We start from the raw sequence: 16939 nt of genomic DNA on the forward strand, positions 1-16939 counted from the left end.
TGCCTTTGGGTTTCACAATCTACCGGCAGCCTTGAGCCTGATGTACATGTCAGCAAGCCTTGGCGGCAAGTCGTGTGGCTCGGCATCCACCACTTCCACCCCGTAGCGGCGCAGCTCGGCCGTCACCGCTGCCCGCTGGAGGAGGGCCCGCTCCGCCGCAGCCGCGCGGTACACCGCAGTGGCATCGTTGCGGTCGCGCAGCATGGCGCCGAGCTGGGGATCACGGACGGCCGCCACCACCACCACGTGCTGGCTTGCCAGCCGTTCCGCCGCGGGCAGCAGGCCTTCTTCCGGCGCCCCGCTGTCCAGCGACGTCAGCAGCACCACGAGGGACCGGTGTGCCGAAACCGCGCGCACCTCCCCGGGGCCCGCAGCCCAATCCATCTCAATCAGCTCGGCCTCAAGGGGCGCCATGGCCTGGACCAGCCGGCCTAGGATAGTGCCCTGCCCGGCAGAGGCGGCCCGCGCCCTGGTCCTGCGGTCGAATGCCACAAAGTCCACGCGGTCGCCACCCCGTTCGGCCAGGACTCCCAGAAGGAGCGCAGCCTCGATCCCGGTGTCTAGGCGGGTTTCGTCCAGGATCCTCGCTGCGGCGGTACGGGATGTATCCAGGACCATCACCAGGCGGCGGTCCCGTTCCGGGCGCCAGGTCCGGACCACGACGGTGGAGCGCCGGGCGGTGGCGCGCCAGTCGATGGAGCGCACGTCGTCGCCGCGGACGTAATCCCGCAGCGAATCGAACTCGGTGCCGGCGCCGCGGATCTGGACGGCCGCCTTCCCGTCGAGTTCGCGCAGCTTCCGCAGCTTTGACGGGAGGTGGCGCCGGGAGTGGAAAGGCGGCAGCACCCGCACCGAGCCCGGACACTCGATGGTCCGCTGGCGGGCTGCCAGTCGCAACGGGCCAAAGGACCGTAACGTCACATGCGGTGCGGCGAGGTCGCCCCGCCGGACCGGCCGGAGCCGGACGGCAAACCGCCTGCCTTCGCCCGCCGGGACGTCCATGTCCTGGACGGGGTTCAGGGCACCGGCGGAGGGTTGCCACCCGTCCCTGAACGTTCCCCGAAGCCGCCTGGTGCCGCCGTTATGGAACGTAAGTACCGCCTCCACCGCATTGTTGAGCGTGACGTTCTCCGGTTCGGCACGCGTCACAGTGACGTGCCGGAGGGACCCCGCGAAAAGCAGTTCGGCACTCAACAACGCCACGAGCAGGGCGATCGTAGCTACTAATGTCAGCCATCCGGGGAACAGCAGTACCGGGACAAGGCCCAGCAGCACTACCGCCACGAAGCGACCGGAAATGGCCATTAGCGCGGAACGGGGACGGAAGCGAGGATGCTGCCCAGGACGTCGTCCACACTGACCCCGTCCATCTGGGCTTCGGGCTGCAGCGCCACCCGGTGCCGCAGGCAGGGAAGGGCCAGCGCCTTGACATCGTCCGGGGTGACGAAAGGCCGGCCGGAGAGCCAGGCCCACGCCCTTGAAGTGTTGAGCAGGGCAGTGGCCCCACGGGGTGAGACGCCAAGCTGGAATGACGGAGCTGAACGGGTGGCGCGCACCAGATCAACGATGTAGCCGATGATTTCCGGTTCCACCGCTACCCGGGCCACTGCCTCCCGTGCCCGTTCCAGGTCCTCCGCGCCGGCCACCGCCCGGACGCCGGCTGCTGCCAGATCCCGTGGGTCGAACCCCGCTGCGTGGCGGCGGATGACCTCGATCTCCTCCCCGCGCCCGGGCAGCGGCATGGTGAGCTTGAGCAGGAACCGGTCCAGCTGGGCCTCCGGCAGGGGATAGGTCCCCTCGTACTCCACCGGATTCTGCGTGGCCGCCACCAGGAACGGCGCCGGCAGCCGCCGGGACACGCCGTCCACGGACACCTGCCGCTCCTCCATGGCTTCCAGGAGCGAGGCCTGGGTCTTCGGAGGGGTCCGGTTGATCTCGTCCGCCAGCAGGAGGTTGGTGAAGACCGGTCCCTCCCGGAAGCTGAACTGTGAGGTGTGCGAGTCGTAGACCAGCGAGCCGGTGACGTCGCCCGGCATGAGGTCGGGGGTGAACTGCACGCGCTTGGTGTCCAGGGTCAGCGCTGAGGACAGTGCCCGGACCAGCAGGGTCTTCGCAACCCCGGGGACGCCTTCCAGCAGCACATGCCCCTGGGAAAGGAGGGCAATGAGGAGGCCGGTGACGGTGGCGTCCTGTCCCACCACCGCCTTGGCCACCTCCCGCCGGACAGCAAGCAGCGCCTGCCGTGCGCCGTCGTCGTCCATCGGGTTAAGGACCTGCTGGCCACTGCTCTGTTCGCTCATCGGGTCTTGACCTCTTTCTCGAGTTTGTCCAGTGCCTGTGACCAGGCAACCAGCCGGGCCTCGCTTGCGGGGCGTTCGTTGATCAGGGCCCGGATTTCGGCGGCATCCCGGTCCAGTAGCCGGGCCGCCGCGGAGATCGTTTCCTCAGCTGTGGCGGCCGGGCCCATCCGCAGCTTCCCGGAAAGCCGCACCAGCAGCCCGGCCCGAAGGTTGTCGCGGGCCCGATCAATTGCGCGGGAGTCCTGGTACAGCCGGGCGCGTCCCTCCGCCGTCTCAACGGCCTTGACCACTACCGGCAACGGCTCGAATACCAGGGGGCCATGGCGGCGGCCCCGCCATGCGACGGCTGTTGCGGCGACCAGGAGCAGCCAGGGGCCCAGGAAGCGGGCCCAGTCCGGGGCAAGGTCATCGAGGGTTTCACCGGTTCCGCTGACTGCTGCATCCGCAATCGAGGGCAGGTACCAGACCAGGTCCGGCGAGGAGCCGAGCATCCTGATTGCAAGCGCCGCGTTTCCCAGTTCGTCCAGCCTTTCATTGCCCAGGACTGCCGTGCTGCCCAGCACGGCCAGGCGGCCGTCGCTGCTGATGGCAAGCATCCCGGCGGTTCCTGCTGCCCGGAAGCAGGACATCCCGCCGTCGTACACAAATGCTCCCTGTCGGGTGACTTGCCCGGTGACCTGCCCTGCAGCCTCTGCATCAGGGTGGGAACATCCGGGGTCAAGGACCTGGAAGGCGTCGGGGACAACGCCTGCCTGGCGGATGCCTGTGTCCAGCGCCGTCAGGGTCTCCAGGCGGGGGGAAACCACCACCACGCGCTCCGCCTCCGCTTTCAGGAGGCTCAACTGCTGCGCATCCAGGATGCCGTTCCTGTCGTAGAGCAGGAGCGTGGGGGAGGAGCCGGCGCGCAGGTCATCCAGCGCTGCGTCGAACCGGTCCGGGCTGTGGACGGAAACCCCGTGCCGGCCCAGGATCTGCCCCAAGGCCCTGGCTCCGTTTGGTCCGGCATTGTGGACCGAGAGGGGAGCGGCGTCACCCTTCGGCGCGAGTTGCGTGCCCACGACCAGCGCCAGGGCCGCGGCCGCCACCATCCCCGCTGCCGCCATGCCACGGTGCCGCCGGAGCCAACCCGGGATTGTCCGGCCACCAGGCGTGGACTCGGTGGCTTCACCGGCGTTTCGGCGCTTTTTGCCGACGGTGGGAAGCCCGGTCATGGCAGCACCACCCCGGTGCCGGCGGTGGCAGGCTTCATGGCGTCCAGGACGGTGTCAAGCTCCACCATCTCCTGGTAGTCCCGGCTGCCCGCCACACCGTTTCCATAGCGGATCCCGTCGAAAGTGGCCGCTGCCCGGGACAGGCGAACGGATTCGCTGTTGAAGGGAACGGACAAGGCCCGGGCGGCTTCATCAGCGGTCCTGCCTGGCTGCGGGTCCAGCACGCCCCGGTCCTCCGCCCGCCGGACCACCGCGCGGAAACGGTCGACGACGGCGTCCCCCCATTTTCCGCCCGCGGCCGCGGCTTCCGCGCGCTTCCGGTAGTCCGCTGCGGCCAGGGCGGTTTCCCTTTCGAAGACGTCCTTGGCCTGCCGGACCCGCGCGTTCCGCCGGGGGCGGGCCAGGATGATGGCAGCCGCGATGATGGCGGCAACGACGAGGGCGATGACGGGGCTGGGCACCGGCGCAGCGTCCCCCGGGGAGCCGTCCAGGGACTGCAGCCAGTCCAGGAAGTTCCGCCACAGGCTGTCCAGCCATGACGGGGCGGCGTCCCGGTACTCCTGCTTGGACAGTTCCTCCGCCGCCCAGCGCCGGGCCTCCCCGGCGCCGGGGATCACGGGTGGTTCAGCGGCCATGGGGCCATGCTCCCGGCGCCGCTCCGTATCCGGGGTACGGTGTGCTCCCGCCCTGGGCATTCCGGCCCGGGATGCCGCCAGGATCCGCCCCGGTTTCCAGTTCGCGCAGCAGGGCGATGTCCAGCCCGTCCCGGCGCATCCGCAGGTCCATGTAAAGCAATGCCATGACCGAAGTTTGGAATGCGTAGCCCACCGCACCCACCAAGGCGCCGACGATCGCAGTGATGATGCCGACGGCCACGGCCAGCGAGGCCTGCTGCCCGCTGCCGCCGTGTGGCGAGACGACCCCCGACAGGACCGAGGGCAGGATGCTTGCGGGGATCAGGACCACCTGCGTGATGACGGCGACCAGGATTCCAACAGTCAGGGTGATACCGAGGATGCGCCACCAGTTGGCCCTGGTCAGCCCCCACGAACGGCGAAGCCCGGCAAGAGCGCCCAGCTCTTCGATGACGACGGCGGCGGGCGCCACCATGAGCTTGACCGCCACCCAGAGGAACACGGCGACGAAGCCCATCATCAGCGGGATGACCAGCAGTGCGCCCGCGCCACGGACATTGGAGAACAGGAGCACGACGACGGCGAAGAAAAGCGCCATCGTGGCTATGGCCGCTGCAACCAGCACCGCCGCCAGCCTGACCAGCGCCCCGACCCGTGACCGCACCAGCGACAACATGCGCCGGAAGCCGGTGGGCCGGTTGAGGACTGACCGGGCCACGGGAACCACCATGGCGCCCTGGAGGACAACGGTGATGAATACGGACAGGATGGACAGCAGGACAAAGCCAGCCATCAGCCCGATCCCCAGGGACGCTATGTCGGCGTTGCTTGCGGTCTCCGCCCAGGCCTCGATGGATCCCGATGACGTCGCGAGGAATCCTGTGAGCACCGCCGCGAGGATTGCCGACAGGGACTGCGCCAGGAGGCCGGCGCCGAGCATCGCTTTGGCATTGCGCCGAATGGCCTGGAAGGAGCCGTCCAGGATCTCCCCGAACATCAACGGACGCAACGGGATGATCCCGGGCTTGGGCGGAGCTGAATACCGGGGCCGCTGGGATGGCCAGGCTCCGTAGGAACCGCCGGGATACGGGGAGCCGTTGTAGCGCGGCCCGTCATAGGGGGACCCGCCGTTGGGCTGGCCGCTGTATCCCGGGCTGCCATGGTACTGAAGGCCGGAGGGGGCACCACCGTAATACTGGCCGCCATCAGCTTGCCCGCCGGCCGCCTGCCCGCCGTAGGGGGATGAGCCGGGGTACGGGTTTCCCGGGTATGGACCACTCACATTTGGGTGCTGTCCGGACTGCTGCCACCCGGGTGGTTGCTGCCTGGCCTGTGGTTCCTGCCCCGGGATTGCCTGCCGCCCTGCGGGCGGCACCCACGGCTGTTCCCGGGCGGACGGTGCCGGCGGCGGGCCGCCCGCAGCGGCCGGCCCGCCGTCGTCGTTTCCAGTTCCTGCCGGTTCCTGCCCCGGCTCCTGGGGCTGCGACTCCTGTGGTGACACTGATTCCTCCCCCAATACCAGTCCGCCTGCCCGTGCCTGGCCGGCGGCCCCAAAGGGGCGCACCGGCCACTCGGAGCATGACCCCAAGACTATAGTTCCGGCGTCGGACGGCCTAGTGTCCCGCCATGCCGGAAGCCGCTCAACAGGACAAACCCATCCCGATAAGGGAATATATAGCTATGAAGGCACGCATTCTGGTGGTAGATGATGACGAAGCGCTGGCCGAGATGATTGGAATTGTCCTCCGTAATGACGGCTTCGAGCCGGTCTTTTGCGCTGACGGCGCCCAGGCACTGGACGTCTTCCGGTCCTCGCGGCCGGACCTGGTCCTGCTCGACCTCATGCTTCCCGGTATGGATGGCATCGAGGTCTGCCGCCAGATCCGCGCTGAGTCGGACGTGCCCATCGTCATGCTGACCGCCAAGTCCGATACCTCCGACGTCGTCCGCGGACTGGAATCCGGTGCCGATGACTACGTGCCAAAACCCTTCAAGCCCGCCGAGTTGGTGGCACGCGTGCGGGCACGCCTTCGCCCGGGGGACCAGAAGGCCCCCGAAACGCTTCGCATCGCGGACATCACCATCGACGTTGCCGGGCACACCGTCAGCCGGGGCAATGAGCGGATCTCCCTGACGCCGCTGGAGTTCGACCTCCTGGTGGCGCTGGCCCGCAAGCCCTGGCAGGTGTTCACCCGCGAACTGCTGCTGGAGCAGGTCTGGGGCTACCGCCACGCCGCCGACACCCGCTTGGTCAACGTCCATGTCCAGCGCCTGCGGTCCAAGATCGAGCAGGACCCGGAAGCCCCGGAAGTCGTATTGACGGTGCGTGGTGTCGGCTACAAAGCAGGGGTCTGACCCCGCCGCGCAGGACGGGCAACCGGATCAGCGCGCAACCCCGGAGTCCCCGGATGCCGTGCAGCAGGACGGTGCCGCCCAGGGCGCGCCGGAAGCCGCTGAGGCTGCTGCCCCCGGACTCCGGCATGTGGCCTTCCGGGCAAGGATCTGGCAGCGGCGCGCCCTCATCGTGGCGCTGCGGGTGGCGAGGCTCGTCCGGACGGGAGTCCGTCGCTTCCTCCCCGGGCTGAGGTACCTTGGGCGGGCCCTGCAGCGGCGCTGGCGCCGTTCACTGCAGTTCCGCACGGTCCTCACCACACTGATGCTGGCCGTGCTTTCCTTCGCCGTGGTGGGCGCCTATCTGTCCAACCAGATCGCCAACAACCTGTTCCAGGAGCGGCTGACGCAGGCGGAGTCCGAGACACGTTACAACGTCAAGCAGGTCCAGGAGACGTTCGACGGCGCCCAGGTCACCGACCAGTCCAGCGTCATCACCCTGGTCTACGACACCCTGAACGCGGTGGAAGGCCGGGGCTCCGTAATCCAGCGCCGGTATGTATTTGAGGCGATGCCGGAGCAGACCAAGCCCCGGAACCGTTGGGTTGAGTCGCGGGCTTCGGACCAATTGACGGTCAGCGTGATTCCGCCGGAGCTGCGCAAGGCCGTCCAGCAGTCGGGGAAGGACCAGTACTGGGCTTCCACTGTCATCCCCGTGGGCACCGAGGACCGGCCGGGGATTGCAGTGGGAAACAAGGTGACCTTTAACGGCACCGTTTACGAGCTTTACCTGATTTACGACCTGAACACAGCGCAGCAGACGCTCAACGAAATCCAAAGCGTCCTCTGGGCCGGCGGCGCGGTACTGGTCCTCCTGATCGGCGCCGTCGCCTGGTACGTCACCCGGAATGTGGTGAGCCCTGTCAGCCATGCCGCCATGGTGTCGGAGAAGCTTGCGGCCGGGCAGCTGCAGGAGCGCATGGTGGTCAGGGGCGAGGACGAGGTGGCCCGTCTTGGCGCCTCCTTCAACCACATGGCCGCCAGCCTCCAGGAGCAGATCACCCAGCTGGCAACGCTCTCGCAGATGCAGCAGCGTTTTGTGTCTGATGTTTCACACGAGCTGCGGACGCCGCTGACCACTGTCCGCATGGCGGCAGAGGTCCTGTATGACGCCCGTGACGACTTCGACCCCATCAACAAGCGGTCCGCCGAGCTGCTGTACAACCAGGTGGAGCGTTTCCAGTCCCTCCTCTCCGACCTCCTGGAAATCAGCCGCTTCGACGCCGGCGTGGCCGTTCTGGATGCTGAACCTGAAGACCTCCTCCAGGTCATTGCGCACGTCATTGAAGGCGCTGCACCGGTGGCGGCGGAATACGGGTCTGAGATCATCTACTCCGCTCCGGGGGACGCCGTGATTGTGGAAATGGACGCCCGGCGGATCGACAGGATTTTGCGCAACCTGATCCTGAACGCAGTAGAGCACGGTGAGGGCAAACCGGTGACCGTCACCGTCGCGGTGAACGAAACGGCCGTGGGCGTCGCGGTAAGGGACCACGGCATCGGAATGGACCCGGCACAGGCTGCGCGGGTTTTCGACAGGTTCTGGCGCGCCGATCCTGCCCGGGCACGCACCACAGGAGGAAGCGGGTTGGGTTTGTCCATCGCCATGGAGGACACGAAGCTGCACCACGGCTGGCTGCAGGCCTGGGGAAGGAAGGGCGACGGCGCCAACTTCCGCCTGACCCTTCCCCTGCGGCAGGACGAAGTCGTCACCGAGTCGCCACTGCAGCTGGAACCAAAGGACGTCACCAATCCGGGTGCGCCGGGAAGCGTTCCCGTGGAACAGGGCCACAAGAACATGCTGGTGCTGCAGGCGGGAGCGGCCCGGCCCGCTCCCTCGCCGGCACCTGAGGAGGCACCATGAGGTCCAGCGGACGCCAGGCGAAGTACCCGGCGGCACTGCTTGCCCTGCTCATCGTCCTCCTGTCAGGATGTGCACGGATCCCCACCTCCGGTCCAGTGGGAAAAAGCAGCGAAAGCAGCGCCGGCAACGTCAGCGCCCCCGTGTTCCTTCCGGCAGCGCCCCAGCCGGGCGCGTCGCCGGAGACCATCATCGACTATTTCTACCGGGCCGGCAGCGGCTACGAGGACGACTATGCGGTGGCCCGCCAGTACCTGACCCAGGCGTCGGCCGTGTCCTGGAAACCGGACAAACGCGCGCTGGTATACCGGGAGGCGCGCGTTGTCCCCACCGGGACTGAAAACGTCTTCAACTATGAACTTGATGTCTCCTACACGGTGGACGCCGACGGCATCGCCACCCAATCTCCGCCGGGAACCGTGGAACGCATCCCGGTGACGGTGACCCAGGTGGACGGAGAATGGCGGATCTCTGGCATTCCGGACGGGACTGCCATTGCCGAAGAAACGTTCAAGGTGATCTACGGCGCCTACCCCATCTACTTCTACGACCCCACCTTCACCTACGCCATTCCCGACGTCCGCTGGTTCCTGAAGAACAAGACCGTCAAAGCCATGACCAGCGCACTGCTGGCCGGGCCCGCTCCATACCTCCGCGGCGCCGTCGCCAGTGCCTTCCCCTCAGGGATCAAGCTGGCCCGCGAATCGGTGCCGGTGGTGTCCGGGGCGGCCCAGGTGGACCTGACGGCGAAGGAACTGACGGAAACCTCCGCGGAGGACCGCCTTCGCATGCAGATGCAGCTGACCCTGACATTCCGCAGCCAGCCCGACGTTGTCAACGTTGAGCTGCGGGCTAACCAGGACCTGGTGCGCGTCGAGGACAACGGGTCCGTTCTTCCACCGGTGCTGGACAAGACCGTGCCGTCACGCCAGATCGCCATCAGCGGCAACGAACTGGTGCGGTACGAAAACAACCGCGTCTCGCCGCTGCCCGACATGCAGCCGGTGTCCGCGCTCAACCCCCGCTATCCCGCGGAATCCCCGGTGTCTCAGACGGCCGCCTTCCTCAATGACGGCCGCACCACGCTGTACAGCATCAGCCCGGGCCAGCCCGCCCGAGCCCTGACCACCCGGAGTACTCTCAGCCGGCCGACCTTCAGTATCAACGACTGGGTGTGGACGGCTGGACCCGGTGCCACAGGAGCCACGGAAGTCGTGGCTTTCCATCCCGCCGGCGTCGCAGAGGGTGCCGCCGTCCCGACCGTGACGCTGGCACCTTCCTGGCTTGCCGGCCGGACAGTCAAGGAATTCCGCGTCTCGCGCGACGGCGTACGCGCCCTGGTCATCTCCGAACAAAACGGGAAGTCCAAGGTGCAGGTAACGGGTGTAATCCGCGCCGTCGACGGCACGCCGCGGGAACTGACCGCCCCCATAACCCTGGTAGCCGCCACCGACCCCGACCAAGGGGTCTGGGTCAATGGCACTACCGTTGCCGTCATGAAGGGGGCTGCCGGCTCCAATGTCACCCCTGAGCTGTTGTCGCTCACGTCCGGACAGCCGCAACAGCTTGCTCCGTGGCCAGGGCTGGTAGCCATCAGCGCGGGAAATGGCGTCGACGACATTTACGTCCAGTCAGGGGAGGGGATTTTCCAGCGCCTGGGAAATGGCTGGTCCCCGCAAATCAAGGGCCCCACCGACCCGGCGTTCCCTGGCTGACGCTCTGCCTAGGCTGCGGCGGACGGTGCTTCCGCTGTCTGCGTGGCCCCGCTTTATCCACATAGCCGCGCCCTGGCCTCCTCCTGGGACCGGTACGGGACGACAGTGGGACAGTGAATAATCTATTCGGCAGGACCGGCGAAGCCGCTTCCGGGCATCAGGAGACCCGGGGGACGGATCCGGACCTTGAACCACCCCCGCCCTGGGCAGCGCTGCACCGGGGTGAACACGAGGCCCGCCTCCTGCGCCTCAACGATTGGCTGGCGGTCGCCCTGGTGGACCTGCTCGCTTTGGCTGTCCCGGTGGACTGTGTGTGTTGCGGGGCCGAGGACAGCACCTTGTGCCCACCCTGTGCCGGCCGCATCCGCCGGCTGACCAGGCAGCCGTTCCGGGCGGAAAGCGGAGCTCCCGCCCTCATGGATGTCGCCGGGACCATTATGCTTCCCGTTGTGGCAGCGGGCGTGTATCGGGACGAGCTGGCGCAGGGACTTCTGTCGTTCAAGCGGCACGGCCAGAAGCAGCTTGGCAGGAGCCTTGGCCGGGCGCTCGCGGGGGGAGTCAGGGCGGCAGTCCCGGATGGCAATGGCTTCCTGCTGATCCCCGTCCCCACCAGCACGGCGGCCTACGTCAAGCGGGGGTTCAGCCCGGTCCACCTGCTCCTGAAAGAGGCGGTTCGGCAGCTTCCAGGCGTCGGCGTCGCGGACGTGCTGGCCAAAACAGCCGCGCCGGGCCCCTTGCTGCCGGGCAGTCATGGATCGGGCGGCAGGAATGGTGCTTCCGGCCAAAAGGGATTGGGGAGGGGAGCCCGCTCGCAGCGCGTCCGGGGGTCGATGCGGGTCAAGCGCGGGGCGCGCGCACGGGTCGCAGGGCGCGCGTGCATCATCGTCGACGACGTCCTGACAACCGGTGCCACGGTCGGTGAAGCAGCCCGGGCACTGCACTTTGCCGGCGCCAAGGTGAGGGGCGCCGTCGTGCTGGCCGCGACACGCCCACCGGACACCAAGGACCCGGGCGCCATGGCCGCCGGCCCGCCCGGGAGCCACCATGACTTAGAAAAAAATAAACCGGGAAAGGATGAATAACAGGTGGCTATGAACTAACGTCGGTGGTGGGTACCAAGAACAGAATGTACCTTTCGATGGCGGCTCGGAGAGGGGCTCGACTGTCAGACAGCCCGGCCCAGGGAAGCGCCGCCGTCGTGTCACCGAAGTCATTTGGAGGGCACCATGGAGTTTATGATCAGCGGACGAAATCTGACAGTTTCAGACCGGTTCCGCGAATATGCCGGGGAAAAGATCGCGAAAATCGAGTCGCTGGGTGACAAGGTCCAGCGGGTCGACGCGAAAGTCTCCAAGGAGACCAATGCCCGGCAGACCGGCGACCAGCTGACAGTTGAAGTGACAGTCCTGGGCCGCGGACCCGTAATCCGTGCCGAAGCGAGCGCCGCAGACAAGTTTGCCGCCTTTGACCTCGCGTACAACAAACTGCTTGAGCGGCTCCGGCGGGCCAAGGACCGCAAGAAGGTCCACCATGGCCGCCACACTCCCAAGGCCGTCCGCGAGGCCACCGCCTCACTTGAGCCCGCCAGCGCCCATGAACCGCTGTATCTTGAGGCCAACCACCGGAATGAAGCGGTGGCAGCCCCGGAAGACAAATCCCCGTACGATGTCGACAACGACATCCCGGCTGGAAACTCGCCGGTACTGATCCGGCGCAAGGTCTTTCCCGCTGCGTCCCTCTCACTTGACGATGCAGTAGACAACATGGAGCTTGTCGGCCACGACTTCTACCTCTTCGTGGACAAGGCGACCAACACGCCCTCCGTCGTATACCGCCGGCGCGGCTGGACCTATGGGGTCATCACGCTGGACCATGAATGCGAGCCGGGAGACACCGTGGTGGAGGAAAAGATCCTCGCCTACCGTTCGGATGACGCCGCCGCCAACGCCTAGGATGGATAAAACCAACATCAGAGAGGACTGAATTGTCGGCAACGCTGAGCCTTGACCAGGCACGGCGGATCGCACTGGCAGCGCAGGGACTCCATAAAGGACGGCCCACCGGCCCCGTGACAGCACGGGCGGTGGGCCGTACTTTTGCCCGCCTCCAACTCGTCCAGATCGATTCCGTGAACGTCCTGGTCCGCAGCCACTTCCTGCCCTTCTACTCCCGCCTTGGCAATTACGACCGGGACATATTGCAGCGCATGTCCGCCAAACATCCCCGGCGCATGCTGGAGTACTGGGCACACGAGGCGAGCTACATCCGGCCGGAGCATTACCCGGACCTGCTTTTATGGCAGAAGCGGTCCTGGGTGGGCGCCTCGCGGCTGGACCCGGGGCTCCGCAACGACGTCGCAGCCCGGATCCTTGCAGTCCTGGCCAGGTCCCGACCCATGACGGCCTCCGAATTGACCGCCCATATCGGCCATGTCGAGGAAAAACAGACCACCAACTGGGGGTGGAACTGGAACGCAGTGAAACGGGTCCTGGAACACCTCTTCGAAGAGGGGCTGGTATCGGCTGCCTCCAGGACCGGGCAATTCGAGCGCAGGTACACGCTGACCTCCAAAGTCCTCCCTTATCCAGCCCCGTCGGCGGGGGAAGCGGATCCAACAACTGCGCTGCAGCGGCTGACTGAAGCGGCTGCCCGGGCGCACGGAATCGGAAGCATCCGGTGCTTCGCCGACTACTTCCGAACTCCCGTCAAGGCAACGGCGCTGGCCGTGGCTCACCTCGTTGAGCAAGGCACGCTGGAACCGGTCAACGTCGCGGGCTGGAAGCGGGAGGTCTACCGGCATGCGGAGGCAGCCCTGCCCCGGCGGGCCACCGGCCGCGCGCTGCTGAGCCCGTTCGATTCCCTGGTCTTTGAACGCCGGCGCCTCCTGGAACTGTTCGGCTTCCATTACCGGATCGAGATCTACACCCCGGAGCCGAAACGGCGGTTCGGCTACTACGTCCTGCCTTTCCTGCTGCGCGACCGGATCGTGGCCCGGGTTGACTTGAAAGCGGACCGCGCGGGCGGCCGGCTGCTCGTGAGATCCGCCTTTGCCGAGCCGGACGCACCGGCGGACACCGCCGTCGAACTCGCTGCCGAACTGAAGCTGATGGGCCAGTGGCTTGGCCTGCCTGACGTGGAAGTGGGACCGGAGGGAGACCTCGCTGCCCGGCTGGCACAGGAACTGGCGCGCCCGTAAGGAGTATCCGCTCTCAGGGAAAAGGGGGCACCGGCCGCGCGTCTCTCCCGTAGACTGAACACGCCAGAATTCGGCGGCATCAGACTGGGAGCATCTTCACGTGGCATCACTTATCGAAAAAATTCTCCGCACGGGTGACAAGAAAACACTCCGGCAGCTGAGGAACTATGCCGATTCCATCAACGCCCTCGAAGACTCGTTCAAGACCTTTACAGACGCCGAGCTGCGCGAGGAGACTGACCGTCTCCGCGAACGCCACCGGGATGGGGAAAAACTCGACGACCTGCTTCCGGAGGCGTTTGCCGCTGTACGGGAAGCCTCTTCCCGGACACTGGGGATGCGTCACTTCGATGTTCAGCTGATGGGTGGCGCTGCCCTGCATCTGGGGAACATCGCTGAAATGAAGACCGGTGAAGGCAAGACCCTGGTGGCGACCGCTCCCGCCTACCTGAACGCCCTCACCGGCAAGGGCGTCCACGTGGTCACCGTCAACGATTACCTGGCCGAATACCAGTCCGAACTCATGGGCCGCGTGTACCGCTTCCTCGGCCTGACCAGCGGCGTCATCCTCGCCAACCAGGACCCCGCAGTGCGCCGCCAGCAGTACGCAGCCGACATCACGTATGGAACCAACAACGAGTTCGGGTTCGATTACCTGCGCGACAACATGGCGTGGGACCGGAACGAACTGGTCCAGCGCGGCCACAACTTCGCCATCGTCGACGAAGTGGACTCCATCCTGATCGATGAGGCGCGTACGCCGCTGATCATCTCCGGCCCTGCCCAGGGCGACACCAACCGCTGGTACAGCGAATTCGCCAAAGTGGTGCTCAGGCTGCAGCCCGAGAAGGACTACGAAGTCGACGAAAAGAAGCGCACCGTTGGCGTACTGGAGAGCGGAATCGAAAAGGTCGAGGACTACCTCGGCATCTCCAACCTGTACGAATCCGCAAACACCCCGCTGATCGGGTTCCTGAACAACGCCATCAAGGCCAAGGAGCTGTTCAAGCGGGACAAGGACTACGTCATCCTGGACGGCGAAGTCCTGATCGTTGACGAGCACACCGGCCGCATCCTTGCCGGGCGCCGCTACAACGAAGGCATGCACCAGGCGATCGAGGCCAAGGAAGGCGTCGAGATCAAGGCGGAAAACCAGACCCTGGCCACCGTCACCCTGCAGAACTACTTCCGCATGTACGACAAGCTTTCCGGCATGACCGGCACCGCCGAGACTGAGGCAGCCGAGTTCATGAGCACCTACAAGCTGGGCGTGGTGGCCATCCCCACCAACCGTGATATGCAGCGGATCGACCAGCCGGACCTTGTGTTCAAGAACGAGGTTGTAAAGTTCGACGCCGTGGTGCGGGACATCGCCGAACGGCATGAAAAGGGCCAGCCCGTCCTGGTGGGTACCACCAGCGTGGAGAAGAGCGAGTACCTGTCCAAGCTGCTGGCCAAGGAAGGCATCCGGCACGAGGTCCTGAACGCCAAGAACCACGCCCGGGAAGCTGCGATTGTTGCCCAGGCCGGCCGGAAGGGCGCAGTCACCGTGGCCACCAACATGGCCGGCCGCGGCACGGACATCATGTTGGGTGGCAACGCCGAGTTCACCGCAGTCGCCGAGCTCGCCAGGCGTGGGCTGGACCCTGAGGAGAACTCGGAAGAATACGAGGCAGCCTGGCCTGCGGCGTTTGAAGCTGCCAAGCAGTCCGTAAAGGATGAACACGAGGAAGTTCTGGACCTCGGAGGCCTCTATGTCCTGGGCACGGAACGGCACGAATCACGCCGTATCGACAACCAGCTCCGCGGGCGTTCCGGCCGACAGGGCGACCCCGGCGAGTCCCGGTTCTACCTCTCGCTCACCGATGACCTCATGCGGCTCTTCAACTCGGGGGCTGCCGAACGGCTGATGAACAGCTCGGTTCCCGATGACGTCGCACTGGAATCCAAACTTGTCTCCCGTGCCATTGCCTCCGCACAGGGACAGGTGGAAGGCCGGAACGCCGAGCAGCGCAAGAACGTGCTGAAGTACGACGACGTCCTCAACCGCCAGCGCGAAGCGATCTACAGCGACCGCCGTCGCATCCTGGAGGGTGACGACCTGCACGAGAAGGTGCAGTTCTTCATCGAAGACACCATAACGGCACTGATCGACGCTGCAACCGTGGAAGGCAACGGCGATGACTGGGACTTCCACCAGCTGTGGACGAACCTCAAGACCCTCTACCCGGTCAGCGTCACGCCGGAAGACATCATCGAGGAAGCCGGCGGCAAGTCCAGGGTCACGGTTGAGCTGCTGAAGGAAGAGATTCTCTCTGACGCGCGCCTGGTGTACGAGGCCCGCGAGGAGGTCATCGGTTCCGAGAGCATGCGGGAGCTCGAGCGCAGGGTGGTCCTTTCCGTCATTGGCCGCAAATGGCAGGAACACCTTTACGAAATGGACTACCTGAAGGAAGGCATCGGCCTGCGCGCCATGGCACAGCGCGATCCGCTGGTGGAGTACCAGCGCGAGGGTTTCGCCATGTTCCAGAGCATGATGGAAGCCATCCGTGAGGAAAGCGTAGGGTTCCTCTACAACCTCGAGGTGGAAGTCACCCCTGCACAGGATGTCGTAGTACAGGATGCTGCGGGCGGACACACCGAGCACGTTGACCCTCAGGTCCACGCCGCGGGCCTTGAAGCCCCGGAGAAGCCGGCGCAGCTGCAGTACACGGCTCCCAGTGAAAGCGGCGGAACCCAGACCCGGGTGGAAACCCGGGCAGGAGGCGGACGCTCCGGCAACCCTGCCAAGGCAGCTGCCCAGGATGCGGCCAAACGCCCCGCGAAAAAGAAGAAGCGCTAGCAGAACAGCTGTAGGTAACCCGCCGGCAGCGGCAAACAAGGCAGGGGCGCACGCGTCCCTGCCTTGTTTGCATTTCGCTGCCTGTCTGCATAGTGCCCGCTCCGCATCTGGCCTGCCACGGCTACTAATCCGTCCGGTCTTTTTCCAAGGGGAGCGTCAGCCGATGACAAGTTCGACGATCCGCCACACCTGCTTGCTGCGTTCAAGGCGGACAGCGACGGCGCGGGCCCGCACATCATCCACCACCACGGCGCTGGCCTCATAGATTCCGTCGGCTACCTCGCAGACACGTACGGAGCGGACTGTTGAATTCCTATGCAGCCTGGCCAGTGAGGGATTGCCGGTCCTGGTGAGTTCGCGCCTGATCAGGGCCGCCCGGTGCTGCAGCGATGCAAGGCAGCGCGGATCCAGGCGCCGCGCCAACTGGTGGATGGGACGTATTCCGGCCAGGACTTCCATGGATGCCTGGACCGTCCCCCGGATAATGGCCCTCACTTCCGCGGCTTCACTCACGGGCCGGAGGGATGGCGGGTTTGCCCCGTGAGGCTGGGCCGCAGGGGGTGCCGCCGGTACTGGCCGGGGCTTGATGGGGCTGCTCTTTGCTTGCCTGGCCTTTGCGGCCAGCCCTTCAAAGGCGCGGACGGGTGTCACTGCTGTCATGGTGTTCCCCCTGGTTGGATTCGCTTGTAACTCGGCCGGCCGTTGCTTCGACTGACTTTTGTTGGATTGGTTGGATTGGTTCGATTGGTTCGATTGCTTTGGCGGGTGCCGGGGCCTCGCCGGCCGGG

13 protein-coding genes are annotated in these 16939 nt (G+C 66.1%); 7 read left to right on the plus strand and 6 right to left on the minus strand.

Annotation, left to right across the window (positions count from 1 at the left end; translation table 11 throughout):
* Positions 1-12 precede the first annotated feature (12 nt).
* From ASG86_RS12955 to ASG86_RS12975, 5 genes are read right to left on the minus strand one after another with little or no spacing between them, the layout of a single operon-like run.
* Positions 13-1305, minus strand: coding sequence for a DUF58 domain-containing protein (locus ASG86_RS12955; protein ID WP_056334807.1), 1293 nt, complete (start codon positions 1303-1305; stop codon positions 13-15).
* Positions 1305-2300 carry an AAA family ATPase gene (locus ASG86_RS12960; protein WP_056334811.1) on the minus strand — a complete coding sequence of 332 codons (996 nt, stop codon included), beginning with the start codon at positions 2298-2300 and terminating at the stop codon, positions 1305-1307. Before ASG86_RS12960 ends, ASG86_RS12955 begins: the two co-directional genes overlap by 1 nt.
* Positions 2297-3511: a DUF4350 domain-containing protein gene (locus tag ASG86_RS12965; RefSeq protein ID WP_056334818.1), complete on the minus strand. Its 1215-nt coding sequence runs from the start codon at positions 3509-3511 to the stop codon at positions 2297-2299. The genes ASG86_RS12960 and ASG86_RS12965 overlap by 4 nt, the downstream gene beginning before the upstream one ends.
* On the minus strand, positions 3508-4146 hold the full coding sequence (locus tag ASG86_RS12970) for a DUF4129 domain-containing protein (protein ID WP_056334820.1): 639 nt from the start codon (positions 4144-4146) through the stop codon (positions 3508-3510). The genes ASG86_RS12965 and ASG86_RS12970 overlap by 4 nt, the downstream gene beginning before the upstream one ends.
* On the minus strand, positions 4136-5647 hold the full coding sequence (locus ASG86_RS12975) for a hypothetical protein (protein WP_235565172.1): 1512 nt from the start codon (positions 5645-5647) through the stop codon (positions 4136-4138). The genes ASG86_RS12970 and ASG86_RS12975 overlap by 11 nt, the downstream gene beginning before the upstream one ends.
* Before the next feature lie 179 nt (positions 5648-5826).
* Between ASG86_RS12975 and mtrA the strand changes: the two genes are divergently transcribed.
* The 7 genes from mtrA to secA all read left to right on the plus strand — a co-directional run bounded on the left by mtrA (position 5827) and on the right by secA (position 16151).
* Positions 5827-6501 carry an MtrAB system response regulator MtrA gene (gene mtrA / locus ASG86_RS12980; RefSeq protein WP_056334824.1) on the plus strand — a complete coding sequence of 225 codons (675 nt, stop codon included), beginning with the start codon at positions 5827-5829 and terminating at the stop codon, positions 6499-6501.
* 127 nt (positions 6502-6628) lie between these two features.
* Complete coding sequence (mtrB, locus tag ASG86_RS12985) at positions 6629-8401, plus strand: MtrAB system histidine kinase MtrB (RefSeq protein WP_442854305.1); 1773 nt, start codon at positions 6629-6631, stop codon at positions 8399-8401.
* Positions 8398-10113, plus strand: coding sequence for an LpqB family beta-propeller domain-containing protein (locus ASG86_RS12990; RefSeq protein WP_056334830.1), 1716 nt, complete (start codon positions 8398-8400; stop codon positions 10111-10113). Before mtrB ends, ASG86_RS12990 begins: the two co-directional genes overlap by 4 nt.
* A gap of 113 nt (positions 10114-10226) precedes the next feature.
* Positions 10227-11195 carry a ComF family protein gene (locus tag ASG86_RS12995; protein WP_056334833.1) on the plus strand — a complete coding sequence of 323 codons (969 nt, stop codon included), beginning with the start codon at positions 10227-10229 and terminating at the stop codon, positions 11193-11195.
* A gap of 144 nt (positions 11196-11339) precedes the next feature.
* A complete protein-coding gene (hpf, locus tag ASG86_RS13000; protein WP_026265659.1) occupies positions 11340-12065 on the plus strand; it encodes a ribosome hibernation-promoting factor, HPF/YfiA family in 726 nt (241 codons plus the stop codon).
* A gap of 32 nt (positions 12066-12097) precedes the next feature.
* Positions 12098-13309: a winged helix-turn-helix domain-containing protein gene (locus ASG86_RS13005; RefSeq protein ID WP_056334835.1), complete on the plus strand. Its 1212-nt coding sequence runs from the start codon at positions 12098-12100 to the stop codon at positions 13307-13309.
* A 100-nt stretch (positions 13310-13409) separates the two neighbouring features.
* Positions 13410-16151, plus strand: coding sequence for a preprotein translocase subunit SecA (gene secA, locus ASG86_RS13010; RefSeq protein WP_056334838.1), 2742 nt, complete (start codon positions 13410-13412; stop codon positions 16149-16151).
* Positions 16152-16307: 156 nt separating this feature from the next.
* Here secA and ASG86_RS21020 read toward each other — a convergent pair whose 3' ends face one another.
* Positions 16308-16811, minus strand: coding sequence for an Rv3235 family protein (locus tag ASG86_RS21020; RefSeq protein WP_235565174.1), 504 nt, complete (start codon positions 16809-16811; stop codon positions 16308-16310).
* Between the last annotated feature and the right edge of the window lie 128 nt (positions 16812-16939).

The sequence above is a fragment of the Arthrobacter sp. Soil764 genome, assembly GCF_001428075.1.
Taxonomy (GTDB): domain Bacteria; phylum Actinomycetota; class Actinomycetes; order Actinomycetales; family Micrococcaceae; genus Arthrobacter.